The sequence below is a fragment of the Delftia sp. WSY_12 genome (assembly GCF_043104645.1).
Lineage (GTDB): Bacteria > Pseudomonadota > Gammaproteobacteria > Burkholderiales > Burkholderiaceae_C > Comamonas > Comamonas tsuruhatensis.
Genome location: NZ_JBICKW010000006.1, coordinates 82,491 through 98,373, shown reverse-complemented (window position 1 = coordinate 98,373; position 15,883 = coordinate 82,491). Strand labels below are relative to the sequence as shown.

The following is a 15,883-nucleotide window of genomic DNA, read 5'->3' as shown; positions in this document are numbered from 1 at the left end:
GGATTGGGCGCTGGTCACGCAGCCCTTGCTTCAGGGGGTGTATTGCAGGTTGTAGTACATCTCCCTGCCGTTGCGGTCAGCGTAGACGAGGAGGAACTCGGCATAGTTCGTGGCCGATGCACCGTCCGGCTTGCCTCCAAAAGGTATGGTGGCCGAGGTGGCTCCTTTGGGCACAGGCACGGTCAGGTTGGGCGTGCGTACCGTGGGCAGGCCGGAGGCAGACCCCGCCGCAGCGCCCTGCCGGTAGGAACTGAGTACTGAAAGTGCCATGGGCATGCTGCCCGCTGGCGGTTGCGCAGCCGACCAGACAACCTGCGCGCTGCCGCCGCCGGCCTTGAAGCCGGCCACGATCTCGCCCTCTGAGGGCGAGATGGTGTTGAACTGGGGATAGGCATTGACAGGTATCTGCGCAAACGGATAAGACCCGCTCTTCAGCGTGACCTGATAGGTGGCGATGGGTGTTTTGCCTTGCTGTCCGTTGACGGCTTTCCAGCCATCGTCGGCATGGATATCGAAACGCACCTCGGTTCCCGCTGCCAGGCCCAGCGCTGCGAAACGGTTGTCACCGTCTGCCATGGCGGCAGCATCGAACCCGCTGCGCACGGTGGAGCCCCACGAGTCGTTGGCCACACCCAGTTGCGCGTTGGTGCAATCTGCCGTGCCGGCGTTGGCCACGTCGTTGCTGGCGTTCGATCGACACTGCCGGAAGTTGTTGGTGTCCGCATAGCTGGCGTTGCCCCGCACGCCTTGCATTTCGGGTGCATCGCGCATGATGCGTGGCGACAGCAGCTTGAGCGAGTTGCGCGCGCCGCCTGCCTGCGCCGACGGCCAACTGACAATGGCGTAAGTTGCCAGCCGAGCAGGATCGGAAATGCCAAACTGCACCTCGCGCCGCAAGTGGAACGGACTGGAGGACGGTTCGCCGTCGGACAGCTGGCGTATCACATTGGCGCGGTTGCGCGACACCAGTCCCACGCTTACCACGCGCTGATTGCCCAGGCTGCGCATCTCGGCTGCATTGCGGGGAGTGGCGCAGGTGCCGCTGCTGCTTCCTGCGATCAGCGTTTCACGCTGGTCCCTTGTGCTGGTCCCGTCCGTGAATTTTTCGTCGTAGCTGATTTCCACCTCATGCCGTGCGGATCCGTCGGCATTGGTGGCTTTGCGCTCTGCCAGGATTTGCAGATTTTCGAAGCTCCGCCCAATCTGGTAGGCATTGGAGGCCTGGACCTGGGTCTGGTTTTCATCCCAATGGGTGATCAGGCGCTCCTTGCTGCTGCCGTTGCCCAGGTAGCAGTCGTCGAGATGCGCAAAGCGCTCGGTGCCTTTGGCGGGCAACTGGGTGGCGGTCAGCGCCTGTCTGGCATCCATGTACTTCTGCACCAACTCCTGGGTCGTTTGTGTTGGTGGTGCAACCGGTGGCGTCACTTCGTTGTCTCCGCCACCGCCACTGCCACCTCCGCAAGCCGTAAGCGCGAGCACGGCACCGGCGATGAGTGTGGGGCGCAATTTGGGGGTCTGCTTGGTCATTGGGTATCTGCCTTTCAAACGATTGGGAATGGGCGGCGCAAGGATTCGATGGTTTCCCTCATCCGCCTAGACAGCAGTCTTCCCAGCCATGGTGCGCAAGGCCATACCGCATTTGCGGGATGGCTTCGGCACTGGCTCTGGGATGAAATATTTTTTGAGCGGAGTTTTCAGGAGCTGCAGGCACTATTCGCTTTATTTTGCGATTGGCCCTTTGTAAACATCAAAGCCCGCAGGACTGTTGCAGCACCCAGGAGTTCATCGAACGAATTTTCTATTGAGCTGGTCAATATGCGGTCATATCCTCTTCCAGGATGCGAAAACTAATTGACGATGGTGAGTGATCCATAGGAGCCCTGGCCGCCACGCACGCTATAGAGCTGCGTGCGTCCCGCGCCTGTGGCCCCGCTTACCGTCACTTCCCCTGTATTTCGATCCGCATAGGAGCACGCTCCCTTGTTGCCGCTGCCATTGATGGCCCGTATGCCAAGATAGCTGACTCCTGAGCTGACGGGCACCTCAAAACAACTTGGCTGGTTGAAAAGTTCGGAACGAGCAACTTCCCTTTCATTCAATGTGATGGCTAGAATATCTCCATCCTCGCATTCATTGTCTTTCATGCAGACATCGATATATTTTTGGCCTGCCATATTTGTATTTGCGCTGAAATTCCCCCAATCTGCCAATTGCTGATTGATGGCGTCAGAAACGAACTGGTCCCAGGAAATGGTTTCGTAAGGTGATATCCGATAGCTGCATGACCGGTTGTCCTCGATTTCCTTGTTGACAGTCGTTTTCTTGTCGGGTGTGCCACTATCCCAACGGATGGACTTGAACAGGTATTTGTCAATTTCTCTTTGCAATTCGGCCGGTGCCACGCTTGGTGGACTATCAATGCAGATCATGCGCTGATCGCCCATGATAGGACCGGTGAGCTTGACACGCTTGCCACCATCTCCTGTGGCGACTGCGATGGCATCCAAGACTTCCTCTGCACCACTGCACCCTGTCATCAAGACCGCGATGGGACACGCGATCAAGGAAAAGACAAGCTGACGCGTCCACTGGTTTCTTGTTGAGTTCCATTCCATTTTGATTCCCTTCAGTTGATGTGAAAAATAACACCCACGGGAAGGAATAATGGATTGTTAGTCCCAGTGAAAATATACCGCAGATGCGGTATTGATCTTCAGGACGCAGCAAGCATTGCAGTAGAAGTACTGCCAGATTTCTGAAATGGAAAAGAAACTATTCCTTGCTTTCCTGCACCCTCAACGCCTGCCCAATCGCATAGAACTGCCCACCCGCCACGTAGTGCAGGCTGCGCAGCGCGGGGTCGGCGTCCTCGAAGTGCCAGTGGCCGCCGCTGAACACGCGGGTGTCGGACCAGGCGCCCACGATCTCGCCGATGAACAGGTCGTAGGCCTGCTGGTTGTGGGGTTCCGGGATCAGCCTGCAGGCCAGCCAGCCGGCGCAGCCGTCCACGAAGGGCAGGTCGAACCCGTCCATGCCGAACAACTGAACGCCGCTGGTGGCGAGCTTGCCGGCATCGGTGGACAGGCTGAGCGTGCCGACCTGGTGCGTGAGCTGCAACTGGGCGGCCGTGGGCACCTGGATCACGAACATGCCGCTGTGCTCGACCAAGGCGCGCGTGGCCGTGGCCTTGTCCAGCACCACGGTGAGCTTCGGGGGCGCAAAGTCCAGCGCGCAGCACCAGGCTGCGGCCATGACGTTGTCCACGCCGCCGTGGCGTGCCGAGACCAGGACGGTGGGGCCGTGGTTGATCAGTCGGTAGGACTTGGCGAGATCGACCGGGGCAATATGCGGGTTCATGCAATGGTTCCTGAAGGGTTCTGTTTTTGCGCGTGCAGGCGCCGGGCTCATTCGGCCAGCGCCTCGGAACCCACGATATGGACACCGGGCCTGGCGTTGACAGCTGCCTCTATCAAGGCATGGGCGATGCAGTGCGCGGGGTTGAGCCGCCAGCGCCGGGGCAGCAGCGGGCCCAGGGCGCCAAGAACGCCGACCATGGCGCGCTCGCCCGCGCGGTGCTCGGTGCGCGGGCCGCTGATCAGGCCGGGGCGCACGAAGGTGAGCGATGCGAAGCCCTGGCTTTGCAGGTCGCGCTCCAGCTCGCCCTTGACGCGGTTGTAGAAGATGCGCGAGCCGGCGTCGGCGCCCATGGCCGAGTTCAGCACATAGGTGGGCGTGCCGTGGCGCCGCGCCAGCTGTGCGGCCAGCAGCGGATAGTCATGGTCCACGCGCTGAAAAGCCGGCTGGCTGCCGGCTTTCTTGATGGTGGTGCCCAGGGTGCAGACCAGGGCATCGGCCCGCCACCAGTCGGCGCCTTCGGGCAGGTGCTCGAAATCGACGATGGGGGCGAGCAGCCTGGGATGCGCCGGCAGCGCCCGGCGTACCGGGGCCACGACGCGGGTGATGCGGCTGTCGGCCAGGGCCTGTTGCAGCACCTGGCTGCCCACCAGCCCCGTGGCGCCTACGATCAGCAGTTGCATGGCTTGGTCTTTCGATGGGGACACGGATCAGCCAGTGTGCCGTAGATGGCGTGGCGCATAAAACTGGTGCAGCCCAAGGCAAGGGACACCGAGGAAGGGCCTACGCCGGCCGCGCCGCCCCGCACCGAGGGTGTCGCCGGCTGCCCGGACGCCCCCTCCCGCGAAGCGAGAGAGGGCGCCGTGCAACGGGGGAAGCGGCGTAAGCCGCTCAGGGGGAGTTACGCCAATGCAGGCCAGTCGATGTAGCCCTGGGCGCCGCCGCCGTAGTAGGCCTCGTGCGGGGCCACGGCCAGCTCCTTGCCGTGGCGCAGGCGGGCCACCAGATCGGGGTTGGCGATGAAGGGGCGACCGATGGCCACGGTATCGACCAAGCCCTTGGCGCGGCGGTCCATGGCCAGTTCCAGGTCATAGCCGTTGTTGCCCATGTAGGCGCCGTCAAAGAGCTTGCGCAGCGCGTCCAGGTCCACGCCGGGCGGCAGTTCGCGCGAGCCGCCGGTGGCGCCTTCCACGACGTGCAGGTAGGCCAGGCCGAAGCGGTTGAGCTGGGGGATGAGGTAGCCGTAGAGGGCCATCACGTCGCTGTCCAGCGGTGTGTTGCCGGCGTTGGGCGTGACGGGCGACAGGCGGATGCCCACGCGGTCGGCGCCCCAGACCTTGGCCACGGTGTCGGTGACTTCCAGCGTCAGGCGGGCGCGGTTTTCGATGCTGCCGCCGTAGGCGTCGCTGCGGTGGTTGGTGGAGTCGCGCAGGAACTGGTCGAGCAGGTAGCCGTTGGCCGAGTGCACTTCCACGCCGTCAAAGCCTGCACGCTTGGCGCATTCGGCCGCATGGCGGTATTGCTCGACGATGCCGGGGATTTCGCTGGTTTCCAGGGCGCGGGGCATGGACACCTCGGCCACGCCGTTGGGCGTGAAGGTGACGCCTTCGGCCTTGATGGCAGAGGGGGCGACAGGGGCCACGCCACCGGGCTGCAGGTCCACGTGCGAGTAGCGGCCCACGTGCCACAGCTGGGCCACGATCTTGCCGCCGGCCGCATGTACGGCGTCGGTGACCTTCTTCCAGCCGGCGACCTGCTCCTCGGTCCAGATGCCGGGGGTCAGGTTGTAGCCGCGGCCCTGGGCCGAGATGTTGACGGCTTCGCTGATCAACAGGCCTGCGCTGGCACGCTGGGCGTAGTAGGTGGCGTGCAGTTCGGTGGGCACGCCGTCGTCACCGGCGCGGCTGCGGGTCAGCGGGGCCATGACGAAGCGGTTGGCGAGCGACAGGCCGCCCAGTTGGGTGGGAGAGAACAGATCGGTGTGAAGGCTGTGGTCGGTCATGGTGTGCAGTGGTGGTGGTTGAACAAAAAGGAGGAGGGATGGGCGAAGGGTGAGAGGTTTCAAGTTGACCAGTCGTCTACAAACAAGACAAATAAAAAGCGGCGGCCAGGCCTGCTCAGCCCAGCAGCCGCTTCGTGGAAACAAGGGCTGCGGCAAAGGGCTCCTCATGCCGGCCCAGCTTGGACAGCAGGGAGGCACCCAGCCACAGCTGGTACAGCGATTCGGCCAGCGTGGGGGCATCCATGGTGGAGGTGATGGAGCCGTCGGCCTGGCCTGCGCGCACGCAGTCGGTCAGGCGGGTGATGATGGCGTCGGTGCCGGTGCGCAGCACCGAGCGCATGTCGTCGGACAGGTCGCAGACCTCGGGGCCCAGCTTGACCACCAGGCACTGGCCTCCTGCATGGGCCGAGCATTGTTTCCGTGTCCAATGGCGGAAGTAGGTCATCAGCCGGGAGATGGCCGGGTCGGGCGTCTCCATGAGCGCATCGATCTTGGCCAGGTACTCGTCGAAGTACTCCTGCAGCAGGGCCTGGCCGAACTCTTCCTTGGACTTGAAGTAGTAGTAGAAGGAGCCCTTGGGCACGCCCGCGGCCGCGACGACTTCGGCCAGGCCGACGGCCGTATAGCCTTTCTGGGTCATCAACGCCTTGGCCACATCAAGGATGTGCTGGCGTGTTTCCTGTGCGGGTTTCTTCATGGGATCGAAGTCTAACGCAAAAACCGACCAGTCGTCTACAAACTTTGTTCCAGCGTCATTCCAGCGGTCGCAAGGCCTGCGCCGTGTCGGGCAAGTCACCCGGCCGGATGATGCGCGCAAGGCCCATCCTGTCGCTCAGAAAGTCGATCAAGGCCCGGGCGGCGCCGGACTGGAAGCGGTTGGGCATGTACAGCATGAACATGCGGCCCTGGTTGATGCTGAATTCGTAGTCCTGCATGGCCAGCACGACGCGGCCATCTTCCACCTGGCGGCGCACCATGTAGTCGGGCACCAGCCCCACGCCCAGGCCGGAGGTGATGCAGTCGCACAGGAAAGGGTAGCTGCGCGACATCAGCGTGGGCGTGATGTCCAGCTCCTCCAGCGGCTGGCCGTTCCGCGCAATCTGCAGGCGCACCTTGCCGCTTTCTCCGCCCGATGTGATGAGCGGCGTACGCGACAGCTCGGACGGGGTCTCCGGCAGGCGGTGGCTGCGCAGCCAGTCGCTGGAGGCGCACAGGCTGTAGCGCACCGGCCCCATGTCGCGCGCCACCAGCATGGGCGGCGGATCGGACATGACGCGGATGGCGATGTCCACGCTGTCCTTGAGCAGGTTGTCGATGAAGTTCTCCAGGCGGATGTCCAGCACCACCTGCGGATGGGCGCGCTTGAACTCGATCAGCCACGGCGCCATGACCAGGTGGCCGTAGCCGGTGGGCACGCTCAGCCCGATCTTTCCCGAGATGTCGTCCGTGCTGCTTTGGGCCAGCTCGCGCACCAGTTCGGTCTCGTTGAGGATGTTGCGGGCATGGCGGTAGATGCGCTGGCCGACCTCGGTGGCCTCCACGCCCTGGGGCGTTCTGCGCAGCAGCGACGCGCCCAGGGACTTCTCCAGCCGGGCCAGGTGGTAGCTCACGTTGGCCCGTGACATGTTCAAGAACTTTGCCGCCTGGCTCAGGTTTCCGTGCTCGATGATCTGGACAAGGATGTTGAATGCCAGGAGATCCATGCGCTGCAGTCCAAGGGGGTGTCAATATTGTTTGACATGATGTCAACCGCCGCCGCCATTGTCAAAGAGGGTGCGCTGGGCAGAATGGGCCAGCCAGAACACATAAACATTCAAGGAGACAAGATGGCAGGCATCACAAAAAGACAGGCGTTGGCCAAGGGCATGGCGCTGGGCGCCATCGGCGTGGCTGCGTTCGCATCGCTGTGCGGCGCGGCGCAGGCCAATACCGATACCGGCGCCTGGCCCGACAGGCCGATTCGCCTGGTCGTTCCCTTCCCGCCGGGCGGGCCCACCGATGGCGCGGCGCGCGTCTACGCCGAGGCGCTGGCGCGCCAGCTGGGCCAGCCCGTGGTGATAGAGAACAAGCCCGGCGCATCGGGCGCGGTGGCGGCGGGCCAGTTCCGCACGGCAGCGCCTGACGGCTATACGCTGATGATGATGGTCACGCCCACCATCATGGCGCCGCATTTCTTCAAGAACGTCAAGTTCCACCCGGCCACGGATTTCGCCCCGGTCACCAAGATCTATGACTTGCCCAATGTGATTGCGGTCAATGCGCAGTCCTTGCCCAAGGTGACGGACCTCAAATCGCTGTTCCAGTACGCCAAGGCGCAGCCCGCCACGCTGGACTACACCAGCTCCGGCGCGGGCAGCTCGGGCCACCTGAGCATGGAACTGATGAAATCCGCCAGGCTGCACACCATGCAGCACGTGGCCTACAAGGGCAGCGCGCCAGCCATGAACGACACGCTGGGCGGCGTGGTGCCGGTGATCTATGCGGACATGGTGTCTGCGCTGCCCCATATCCGCAGCGGGCGGCTGAGGGCACTGGCCGTGGGAACGACGCAGCGCGTGAAGGCGCTGGACGGCGTGCAGACCATGGCCGAGCAGGGCTTTGGCGGCTATGAGGCGTCGTCCTGGGGCGGCCTGGTGGCACCCAGGGACACACCGCGCGCCATCATCGACAAACTCAGCGCCACCTCGCGCCAGCTGCTGGCCACCGACGAGGTGCGCGACCGTTTCGAGAAGATCGGCGTGACGGCCGCCTACCTCAACCCCCAGGACACCGAGGGCCTGATCCGCAGCGACTACACGCGCTGGGGCGAGGTGGTGCGCACCAACGGCCTGGGCGCGGAGTGAGCCCATGGCCATGAGTCCTATTCCTGCGCAATCCATGTTCCGGCCCCTGCGGGCCGTGCGTTCCCTGGCCGATGTGGAGGCCATCGAAAGCCAGCCCATGGCCGGGCTGATCACGGCGCAAACGGTCTACGACCTGTTTTGCAACTCCGCGCGTGAGCACGGCCAGGGCAGGGCGCTGAGCTTTCTGCCCCAGGCCGGCAGCGTGGATGATGCCCGGCACCTGAGCTATGCCGAACTGCTGGGCAAGATCCACCAGACGGCCAACGCCCTGCATGCGCTGGGCATGGGCGCCAGCGACACGGTGGCCATCCTGCTGCCCGGCTGCATGGAGTACCACTTTGCGCTGTGGGGCGGCGAGGCGGCGGGCATCGTGCAGCCCATCAATCCGCTGTTGAGTGCCGAGAAGATCTCTGCCCTGATGCGGACCACGGGCGCGCGCTTTCTGATCGCCTGGGCGGACGAGGACGATGCCGGCATCCGCGAGAAAGCCACGGCGCTGGATGCGGATCTGGCGCATGTGCTCTGGGTCTCGCATGAAGGCCGGGTTCCCCAGGGGGATGGACAGCGCTGGCCCGCCAGCGATCTGAACGCCGCCCTGGCCGCCCAGCCCTCCGACCGGCTGGTGAGCGGGCGCCAGCCCCAGGCCGGCGACGTGGCGGCCTACTTTCATACCGGGGGCACCACGGGTGCGCCCAAGATCGCCGTGCAAACGCATGGCGCCCAGGTCTACACCGCCTGGGCCAGCGTGCAGATGCAGGGCCTGAACACGGCCGACCGCACCATCAACGGCTACCCGCTGTTCCATGTGGCGGGCGTGCTGCCGGGCTCGCTGGCCTGCTTCTCGGCCGGGGCCCACGTCATCATTCCGACCACCGGTCTGTTTCGCAACAAGGCCGTGATTGCCGGCTTCTGGCGCATGGCGGCACAGTGGAAGCCCACGGTGATGTCGGCCGTGCCCACGGTGCTGGCCGCGCTGGTGGAGGTGCCGCTGCAGGGGGCCGATGTGTCCTCCATCCGCTACTTCCGCACGGGCGCCGCGCCGCTGTCGCCCGAGGTGGCGGCGCGCTTCAAGGCGCACAGCGGCTTCCATGTGCACGAGAGCCTGGGCATGACCGAGATGACGGGCATCTCCACCATCACGCCGCCCGGCCTGCACGCGGCGGCCGGACATGTGGGCCTGCGCCTGCCGTTTGCGCGCCTGGCCGTGCGCCGCATGGGGCCGGACGGCAGGCCATCGGACCAGGAAGCGGCGGCCGGCGAAACCGGCATGGTGGTGTTCCAGTCGCCCAATCTGTTTTCCGGGTACCTGGGCGGCATCGAGCCGTCCAGCTACCTCACCGATGACGGCTGGCTGATCACGGGGGACCTGGGCTCGGTCGGCGACGATGGCCTGCTGCGGCTGCGCGGGCGCTCCAAGGACGTGATCATCCGCAGCGGCCACAACATCGATCCGCAGGTGATAGAGCAGGCGCTGGAGCGCCATCCCGCCGTCAAGGCCTGCGCCGCCGTGGGCGCACCCGATGCCTATGCGGGCGAGGTGCCTGTGGCCTTTGTCGCGCTCCACCCCGGCGCCCAGGCCGATGAGACCGAACTGCTGGCCTTTGCCGCAGCCGGCGTGGACGAAGCGCCTGCGCGCCCGCGCTATGTGCGCATCATCGATGCGCTCCCCACCACCAACGTGGGCAAGGTCTACAAGCCGCGCCTGCGCAGCAGGGCTGCGGAAATCTACGCCCGCACCCTGGTGGCCCAGGCGCATGAGCGCATGGGCCTGCCGCTGCCGCCCGCCGACAGCACCACGCATGCGGAAGGCGAGGGCTTTGTGCTGCGCCCGGCCAGAGCGGCTGACCGGAGCCCTTGGGAGCAGGCCGCCAAGGCGCTGGCCTTCACGGGCGAGCCGGTGCGCATCGAGGATGCCGCCTGAACGCTGGGCCGGACCCCATTGCAGCCACCTGGTGAACTGCGCCGGGGCGGTGCGCAATGCGCATAGAATGCAAACCATTCGCATTCAATAATCAATGCGGCGCCATGCGGCCGCACCCCACTGCCCAAGCACGTTCATGCCGTCGGCCCGTTGTGGCGCCGATGGCTGTTTTTTTGTCCTTTGAGGAAGCTGCAATGAAAAAACACTGGATTCTTGTCTCCGCACTCCTGGCCGCCAGCGGCGCCAGCCAGGCCCACCAGATCTGGCTGGAACAGCCGGCCGGCGAAACCGCCGTGATCCGCTTTGGCGAATTCGGCGACAACCTGCGCGAGACATCGCCGGGCCTGCTCGACAAGTTCGGCAAGCCCGTGGCCACCCTGGTGTCTGCCCAGGGCGAGAAGGCGGCCGACGGCCGCAAGACCGGCACCGGCTTTGCGCTACCCTTCAAGGCCGGCCAGGGCGAAAGCATCGTGGCCGAGGATGCCGGCTACCCGCTGTACACCAGCAAGAAGGGCGAGCAGGAACTGCGCAACTGGTACCACCCGGCCGCGCGCCTGATCACCGGCTTTGCCGCCCAGGCCCCGCGCCTGACGCTGGATGTGGTGCCCTCGGGCAAGGCCGGCGAATTCAAGGTTATCTACAAGGGCCAGCCCCTGCCCAAGGCCAAGGTGGTGCTGACCGTGCAATCGGGCTGGAGCAAGGAAGCCCATGCCGACGAGCAGGGCCTGGTGCAGTTCGACATGCCCTGGAAGGGCACCTACGTGGCCGAAGCCACGCACGACGAGCGCAGCGGCGGCGAGCGCACCGGCCCGAACGGTGCAGAAAAATACGACGGCGTGCACTATGTGACCTCGGTCACCTACGTCAAGCCTGATGGCGTCGCCGCCATCCCGGCCGGCCCTGCAGCCAAGCCCAACAAATAGGCACTGCGGCAGGCACTGCGGTCCTGCACGGTCCGCACCGGCCGGTGCGGGGCACCGGTTTCCATGGCGTCCGGGCCTGCAGGCATACGGGCGCGACGCCAGCCACCAGGCAGTGCTCAGGGCAGGAACGGTGACGACAGCAGCCGCAAGCCGATGGAAAACCACCGCTCCTGCGTGCTGCTGCCCGCGCGGTTGCCGTAGGTGGCATCGACCTGCACATGATTGGGAACCAGCCAGTAGCGCAGGCCCATCTGGTAGAAGGGCTTGCCCTGGTTCTGGCCGAATGTCTCGGCAATCAGCCAGGTGCTCTGGCTCAATTGGGCCTCGGTGGCCAGGCCCCAGGTCATGAGGTTGCGATGCGTCTGCGCCGTGCGCAGCCAGCCCACGTTGGTGTGGAAGAACAGCCGGTCATCGCGCAGCGAGAACGTGACGGGCACATAGGCGTACAGATCCCCCCGGCCCTGGCCCTCGTCATTCGGATGCCGGGCATTGCCCACGGCCAGGCCCCAGCCCCAGCCATTGGGCTGCAGTTCCTTGAACAGGGTCTTGCCCTGGATCACCACATCCGTGGTCCGGCTGCTGCCGTCCTCTCGCGTGCGTGCCGCGCCCAGCGTCAGCTCCAGATTGCCCGTGAAATTGCAGGCCGGCTGGGCCCAGAACTCCGTGCTGTCCTTCTTGGACTTGACCCAGCTTTCCAGCTGGCAGGACTTGGCATCGACGATGCGGGCATCATCCGTGATCATGGGCCGGGCTGCATGGGCCGGGCTGGTGTCGAGACAGGCTGCCAGGCCCAGGGCTGCCGCCGTCCAAAGGGAGTGGGAATTGCGCATGGCCCGCCATCCTAAAGCCGAAAAATGACGCCACCAGAACATTGTTGTGCCAGGAGCGCCACAACAACGGCTGTGCACGGATTTCCCCCATATGGCCCATATGGCCCTATATGCCCTTATATGGCTGGCACATCGAGGCACAGACGCAGACCCGCCATCTGCCCGGGCATGTTGGCCAGCGGCAGCTGAAGCTCCGTCAGCAGCATGGCCTGCTGCATGGGATGCTGAAACGGATAGAACGCCGCCGCACCGCCACGGATGCGCCACTCGTGCGGACTGGCCTGCAGCCGGGTGAACGTGGCAACCGCCAACGCCGCCACTCCCCAGGGATTGGAGGCCGCGCGGTTGAGCTGCCCATCGCCAAACTGCGTCAGGCACACATCACCGGACAGATCGCGCTGGGGAACTGCGTCCCCGCTGGAGAAATCAGGCCGCTCCAGCCCATCGCACAGCTCCACATGCTCTTCAATCTGGTGCTCGGCGCTGTAGCGAAAGCGCTGCACGGTGTGCCAGCCGATGCGGCGCTCCACGATGTTGCCGTGCAGGTCGTACTGGAAACGCAGGTCTTGGTAGACAGCGAGCCGGTTGGTGGGCACCTGTTCGCGTTCGTTGCTGGTGCCGCCGCTGCTGAGGTCTCCACCACGGTTGGGGTTGAGCAGGTTGCCTGCGGGGTCGAATGCGAAGGTTTCCAGGTTCCGGCCCGAGGTGGGCAATCCACCTGCAGCATTTTTCTGGGCGGCAAGGATGCGGCCCAGGGCGTCGTAACGGTACTGGCTGTCGCCGCGCAGGCCGTCGCGCGTGGCGACGAGGTTGCCTGTGGGGTCGTACTGGTACAGGCGGGCGATGCGCTGGCCGGAGGGCAGGGGAGTATCCCGGTCCCAGAGGGCCTGGGGTGAAGGCCTGCCGGGCTGACCTTATGGGAGGTAAGGCGGCCTATTGGGTTCCAGCCATAGCTAGTAATAAGCCAAGTCGTTCATAACCAATGGATCTTGAGCTTTCATTTATGCGCTGCCTAGTTGACTAATATTATTGAAGTCAGCAGTGCTATCTGGATATAGATTATCCTAGAGATGCTAGCACCACATCAGGCGGTTGGCCTGGAAAAAATAAGAAATTCTCCTGATTTCCAGTCTTCTTGGCCTAACCAACCGTAGGGAAAACCTTGTCTTTTATATATGCTGAACATGTTTTCGAAATATGGATGCGACTCAGTCATTAATAATCTTGATGATGCACAAAGAAGCAGATCATTGCTGATTGCATCGGCTATAAGCTTGGCTTGATCTTTGCTGAATTCTTTAATCGCCAATATTCTTGGAGCGATAAGTTTATAAAAATTTTCTTGCTCAGCAAATTCTATTAAAGAACGCCTTAACGTTCGAAGTGGCTCATCCATTGGGTACGGAATTTCTGAGGAGGCATCCTGAGTTATTTCAACCAATGGGAAATGTGGTGGACTGATATCTTGATCAAGATACTCGGTCAATATTTTTTTTATATCTGTAGCAACATTTTTATCATCTCCATTGGGGATGTACTCTCGCTCCATAATGGAACCTTGCTTTATATAATTTAGAACTTCAACAACTTTTGCAGGAAATGAATTTATATCAATCATGTTAAAATCCAGAGTTTCGTAAGATATTATCCCATTGAGAGAAGTTAGCTCCCTCTTTGTTTATCATAGGCGTTCCTTTTCTTAGTTCCTTTCTTATGGTTCTTTGCATCTCTCCAAGCATTTGTGAGAGCTTTTTGGGGCAGCTTCCTGCTTTTTGAGCTGCTCTCATAACGGAATCTTCGATTGCTAGAGAATATAGCGTATGGTTTGTATTATGCGTTGATCTTCCAAAGTACTTTCCTTTTTGTCCTTTGTAACGCCCTCTTTCTGTTGGAAGATTAATTAAATTATGCAAATGATCTTTGTCTATACAATTTAGTATAGGGAATTTCTTGAAAACCTCTTTGGGGATCATGTGGTGAGTTTGATGACTTGTATGCTGCCCCACTTTCTTATTCATTCGATTACGGTGGGTACTGAGTCCTTCAGGATCAATCCAATCCAAAGGATTCGCTCCATAGTGATATAAATTTTCTCCCCCCTCCAGCCCAATCGGATCCTGATGCATAAACCTCCCCACCACAGGATCGTAGTACCTGAACCGGTTGTAGTGCAGCCCCGTCTCGCCGTCAAAGTACTGTCCCTGAAACCGTAGCGGTTGCTCCACCAGCGCAAGGCTTTGTACCTCACCCTGGGCGGCCAGGGCCAGCGGGCGCTGGTCGTGGGTGAACACCGCCGCATCGTCCGTGCCGGTGCGCAGGTACTGCAGCTGCTGGGTCTGCCCCCAGACCTTGTAGCTGGCGGCCCAGACGATGCGGCCGGCTTCGTCGGTGAGCTCCTGGGGGGCGCCGATCTGGTCGCAGTGGTAGTAGTAGGTGGCGAAGCTGGCTTGGTCCGCTTCTGCCTGTGCGTTGCGGTTTTCCTCGTTCCTCCATTCCGATTCCAGCTTGGCCAGGGGCACGAAGCTGTCGGGCTCGTAGAGGTATTCGCTCAGGCGTGAGCCACGGATTTCCCCGGCGAGCAGGTCGCCGTCGTAGAGGAAGGTGGTGCGCCCGAAGGCATCGTGCTTGTCGATGCGCCGGCCCAGCGCGTCGTAGCGGTAGCGCGTGGTCTGGACGGTGGCGGCAGGCTCTCGCTGCGCGTTCGAGCCGGCGATCTTCGGGCCAGGCCTGTCGTGGTAGCGCGTGACCGTGGATTCGAGCATCTGGTGCTCGGCGCTGTAGCGAAAGCGCTGCACGGTGTGCCAGCCGATGCGGCGCTCCACGATGTTGCCGTGCAGGTCGTACTGGAAGCGCAGGTCCTGGTAGACGGCGAGCCGGTTGGTGGGCACCTGTTCGCGTTCGTTGCTGGTGCCGCCGCTGCTGAGGTCTCCACCACGGTTGGGGTTGAGCAGGTTGCCTGCGGGGTCGAATGCGAAGGTTTCCAGGTTCCGGCCCGAGGTGGGCGATCCGCCGGCAGCATTTTTCTGGGCGGCAAGGATGCGGCCTAGGGCGTCGTAGCGGTACTGGCTGTCGCCGCGCAGGCCGTCGCGCGTGGCGACGAGGTTGCCTGTGGGGTCGTACTGGTACAGGCGGGCGATGCGCTGGCCGGACCGAGCTTGTCAATTCATTTATGCACTGAAATAACAGTGCATGGCCAGGGATTTATGTAATTCTTCTGAAGAATAAAAATAAGGTCATTTTTATTGTAAAATGAAAGCTATTCTTTAATGTGAAATATATTTCAAAATTTCATTGTGGCGACATATTTTACTGAAAATAAAATTACTTTTTCAATAAAATATAATTAAGATCTGCTCCATATTTCTGCAAGGCCACCATTTTTTGCATGGGTCGTTATCTTGAAAAGACCATTATTATCGTGGTGATAATGGTATTCTATATCATCTGCCCATCCTGATGCATAGGCTGTTTCTTTAGATGGCAGATTATCAATGGCTTCTATTATATTTATGGAATAATTATTATTTCTTCCAACAATTATACTGACTAAGCTTCCGTCTTTTTCTTTGGATGAATACCCGTAACCATTAAGTCGTGGAAGATTCTTTACAGAATCTTTATATGGAAGATCAATGTGATGTACATTGGCGATATCTGATGATAAATATTCCCCATATAAACTTGTGGATATGAAGTTGCAAGACTTTTCCTTCGGGGCAATGATTATTGTTGGATGATTATTATTAAATGCTGTTGAGAAATTGCCTTTTTCGATGGCTTCAAAAGGAGAATCATATTTTTTCTTCAGAAGCTTTGGTGAATTGAACCCGTCTATTTCTGAACGATAAGGAATCGGATTAAAAAAATCACCTTTTGAATAACGCCATTCATCGACTTTTGGAAATGATTCAATATGTGCATTTTGTGAAATATTATTAGATGCGTCTTTAAAATTGATCAATAATGTATCTAGGATTTTCTTTATATCTGCGCGTTCATTTATCATTTAA

At 61.2% G+C, this 15,883-nt stretch carries 15 protein-coding genes and 1 pseudogene; 3 read left to right on the top strand and 13 right to left on the bottom strand.

Annotated elements, in window-relative coordinates; genetic code table 11:
* Positions 1–30: 30 nt before the first annotated feature.
* From ACF8LI_RS03360 to ACF8LI_RS03330, 7 genes are all read right to left on the bottom strand, one after another.
* Positions 31–1,527: a hypothetical protein gene (locus ACF8LI_RS03360; RefSeq protein WP_203400956.1), complete on the bottom strand. Its 1,497-nt coding sequence runs from the start codon at positions 1,525–1,527 to the stop codon at positions 31–33.
* A gap of 320 nt (positions 1,528–1,847) precedes the next feature.
* Positions 1,848–2,615, bottom strand: coding sequence for a hypothetical protein (locus ACF8LI_RS03355; RefSeq protein ID WP_244388188.1), 768 nt, complete (start codon positions 2,613–2,615; stop codon positions 1,848–1,850).
* Between the two features lie 157 nt (positions 2,616–2,772).
* Entirely contained in the window at positions 2,773–3,357 is a 585-nt protein-coding gene (locus ACF8LI_RS03350; protein ID WP_016453351.1) for a flavin reductase family protein, read from the bottom strand.
* Between the two features lie 47 nt (positions 3,358–3,404).
* Positions 3,405–4,037: an NAD-dependent dehydratase gene (locus tag ACF8LI_RS03345; protein WP_203400957.1), complete on the bottom strand. Its 633-nt coding sequence runs from the start codon at positions 4,035–4,037 to the stop codon at positions 3,405–3,407.
* 218 nt (positions 4,038–4,255) lie between these two features.
* Positions 4,256–5,356: an alkene reductase gene (locus ACF8LI_RS03340; protein WP_016453353.1), complete on the bottom strand. Its 1,101-nt coding sequence runs from the start codon at positions 5,354–5,356 to the stop codon at positions 4,256–4,258.
* A 115-nt stretch (positions 5,357–5,471) separates the two neighbouring features.
* Positions 5,472–6,053, bottom strand: a complete 582-nt coding sequence (locus tag ACF8LI_RS03335) for a TetR/AcrR family transcriptional regulator (protein WP_016453354.1) — start codon at positions 6,051–6,053, stop codon at positions 5,472–5,474.
* Between the two features lie 55 nt (positions 6,054–6,108).
* Positions 6,109–7,059 carry a LysR family transcriptional regulator gene (locus ACF8LI_RS03330; protein ID WP_203400958.1) on the bottom strand — a complete coding sequence of 317 codons (951 nt, stop codon included), beginning with the start codon at positions 7,057–7,059 and terminating at the stop codon, positions 6,109–6,111.
* Positions 7,060–7,182: 123 nt separating this feature from the next.
* On the opposite strand from ACF8LI_RS03330, the gene ACF8LI_RS03325 reads away from it, so the two are divergent.
* From ACF8LI_RS03325 to ACF8LI_RS03315, 3 genes are all read left to right on the top strand, one after another.
* Positions 7,183–8,199, top strand: coding sequence for a tripartite tricarboxylate transporter substrate binding protein (locus tag ACF8LI_RS03325; protein WP_203400959.1), 1,017 nt, complete (start codon positions 7,183–7,185; stop codon positions 8,197–8,199).
* 4 nt (positions 8,200–8,203) lie between these two features.
* On the top strand, positions 8,204–10,120 hold the full coding sequence (locus ACF8LI_RS03320) for an AMP-binding protein (protein WP_203400960.1): 1,917 nt from the start codon (positions 8,204–8,206) through the stop codon (positions 10,118–10,120).
* Positions 10,121–10,314: 194 nt separating this feature from the next.
* A complete protein-coding gene (locus ACF8LI_RS03315) occupies positions 10,315–11,043 on the top strand; it encodes a DUF4198 domain-containing protein (protein WP_016447013.1) in 729 nt (242 codons plus the stop codon).
* A 116-nt stretch (positions 11,044–11,159) separates the two neighbouring features.
* Here the strand turns inward: ACF8LI_RS03315 and ACF8LI_RS03310 are convergent, their stop codons facing one another.
* The 6 genes and pseudogenes from ACF8LI_RS03310 to ACF8LI_RS03285 form a co-directional block, all read right to left on the bottom strand.
* Entirely contained in the window at positions 11,160–11,873 is a 714-nt protein-coding gene (locus tag ACF8LI_RS03310) for a hypothetical protein (RefSeq protein WP_016447012.1), read from the bottom strand.
* 116 nt (positions 11,874–11,989) lie between these two features.
* Positions 11,990–12,586, bottom strand: a complete 597-nt coding sequence (locus tag ACF8LI_RS03305) for a hypothetical protein (protein WP_074931730.1) — start codon at positions 12,584–12,586, stop codon at positions 11,990–11,992.
* A 371-nt stretch (positions 12,587–12,957) separates the two neighbouring features.
* Complete coding sequence (locus tag ACF8LI_RS03300; RefSeq protein ID WP_288898439.1) at positions 12,958–13,491, bottom strand: hypothetical protein; 534 nt, start codon at positions 13,489–13,491, stop codon at positions 12,958–12,960.
* Position 13,492: 1 nt separating this feature from the next.
* Positions 13,493–14,761 (bottom strand): RHS repeat-associated core domain-containing protein, encoded by a 1,269-nt coding sequence (locus ACF8LI_RS03295; RefSeq protein WP_392412018.1) that lies wholly within the window; start codon positions 14,759–14,761, stop codon positions 13,493–13,495.
* Between the two features lie 132 nt (positions 14,762–14,893).
* Positions 14,894–15,001: pseudogene (locus ACF8LI_RS03290) on the bottom strand (hypothetical protein); the annotation flags it as partial.
* Positions 15,002–15,216: 215 nt separating this feature from the next.
* Complete coding sequence (locus ACF8LI_RS03285; RefSeq protein ID WP_392412016.1) at positions 15,217–15,879, bottom strand: hypothetical protein; 663 nt, start codon at positions 15,877–15,879, stop codon at positions 15,217–15,219.
* Positions 15,880–15,883 lie beyond the last annotated feature (4 nt).

Coding starts and splice junctions, on each gene's coding strand:
- ACF8LI_RS03310 (WP_016447012.1), bottom strand. CDS start 11,873: ATGCGCAATTCCCACTCCCTTTGGACGGCGGCAGCCCTGGGCCTGGCA.
- ACF8LI_RS03360 (WP_203400956.1), bottom strand. CDS start 1,527: ATGACCAAGCAGACCCCCAAATTGCGCCCCACACTCATCGCCGGTGCC.
- ACF8LI_RS03320 (WP_203400960.1), top strand. CDS start 8,204: ATGGCCATGAGTCCTATTCCTGCGCAATCCATGTTCCGGCCCCTGCGG.
- ACF8LI_RS03285 (WP_392412016.1), bottom strand. CDS start 15,879: ATGATAAATGAACGCGCAGATATAAAGAAAATCCTAGATACATTATTG.
- ACF8LI_RS03300 (WP_288898439.1), bottom strand. CDS start 13,491: ATGATTGATATAAATTCATTTCCTGCAAAAGTTGTTGAAGTTCTAAAT.
- ACF8LI_RS03335 (WP_016453354.1), bottom strand. CDS start 6,053: ATGAAGAAACCCGCACAGGAAACACGCCAGCACATCCTTGATGTGGCC.
- ACF8LI_RS03355 (WP_244388188.1), bottom strand. CDS start 2,615: ATGGAATGGAACTCAACAAGAAACCAGTGGACGCGTCAGCTTGTCTTT.
- ACF8LI_RS03315 (WP_016447013.1), top strand. CDS start 10,315: ATGAAAAAACACTGGATTCTTGTCTCCGCACTCCTGGCCGCCAGCGGC.
- ACF8LI_RS03330 (WP_203400958.1), bottom strand. CDS start 7,059: ATGGATCTCCTGGCATTCAACATCCTTGTCCAGATCATCGAGCACGGA.
- ACF8LI_RS03345 (WP_203400957.1), bottom strand. CDS start 4,037: ATGCAACTGCTGATCGTAGGCGCCACGGGGCTGGTGGGCAGCCAGGTG.
- ACF8LI_RS03325 (WP_203400959.1), top strand. CDS start 7,183: ATGGCAGGCATCACAAAAAGACAGGCGTTGGCCAAGGGCATGGCGCTG.
- ACF8LI_RS03340 (WP_016453353.1), bottom strand. CDS start 5,356: ATGACCGACCACAGCCTTCACACCGATCTGTTCTCTCCCACCCAACTG.
- ACF8LI_RS03350 (WP_016453351.1), bottom strand. CDS start 3,357: ATGAACCCGCATATTGCCCCGGTCGATCTCGCCAAGTCCTACCGACTG.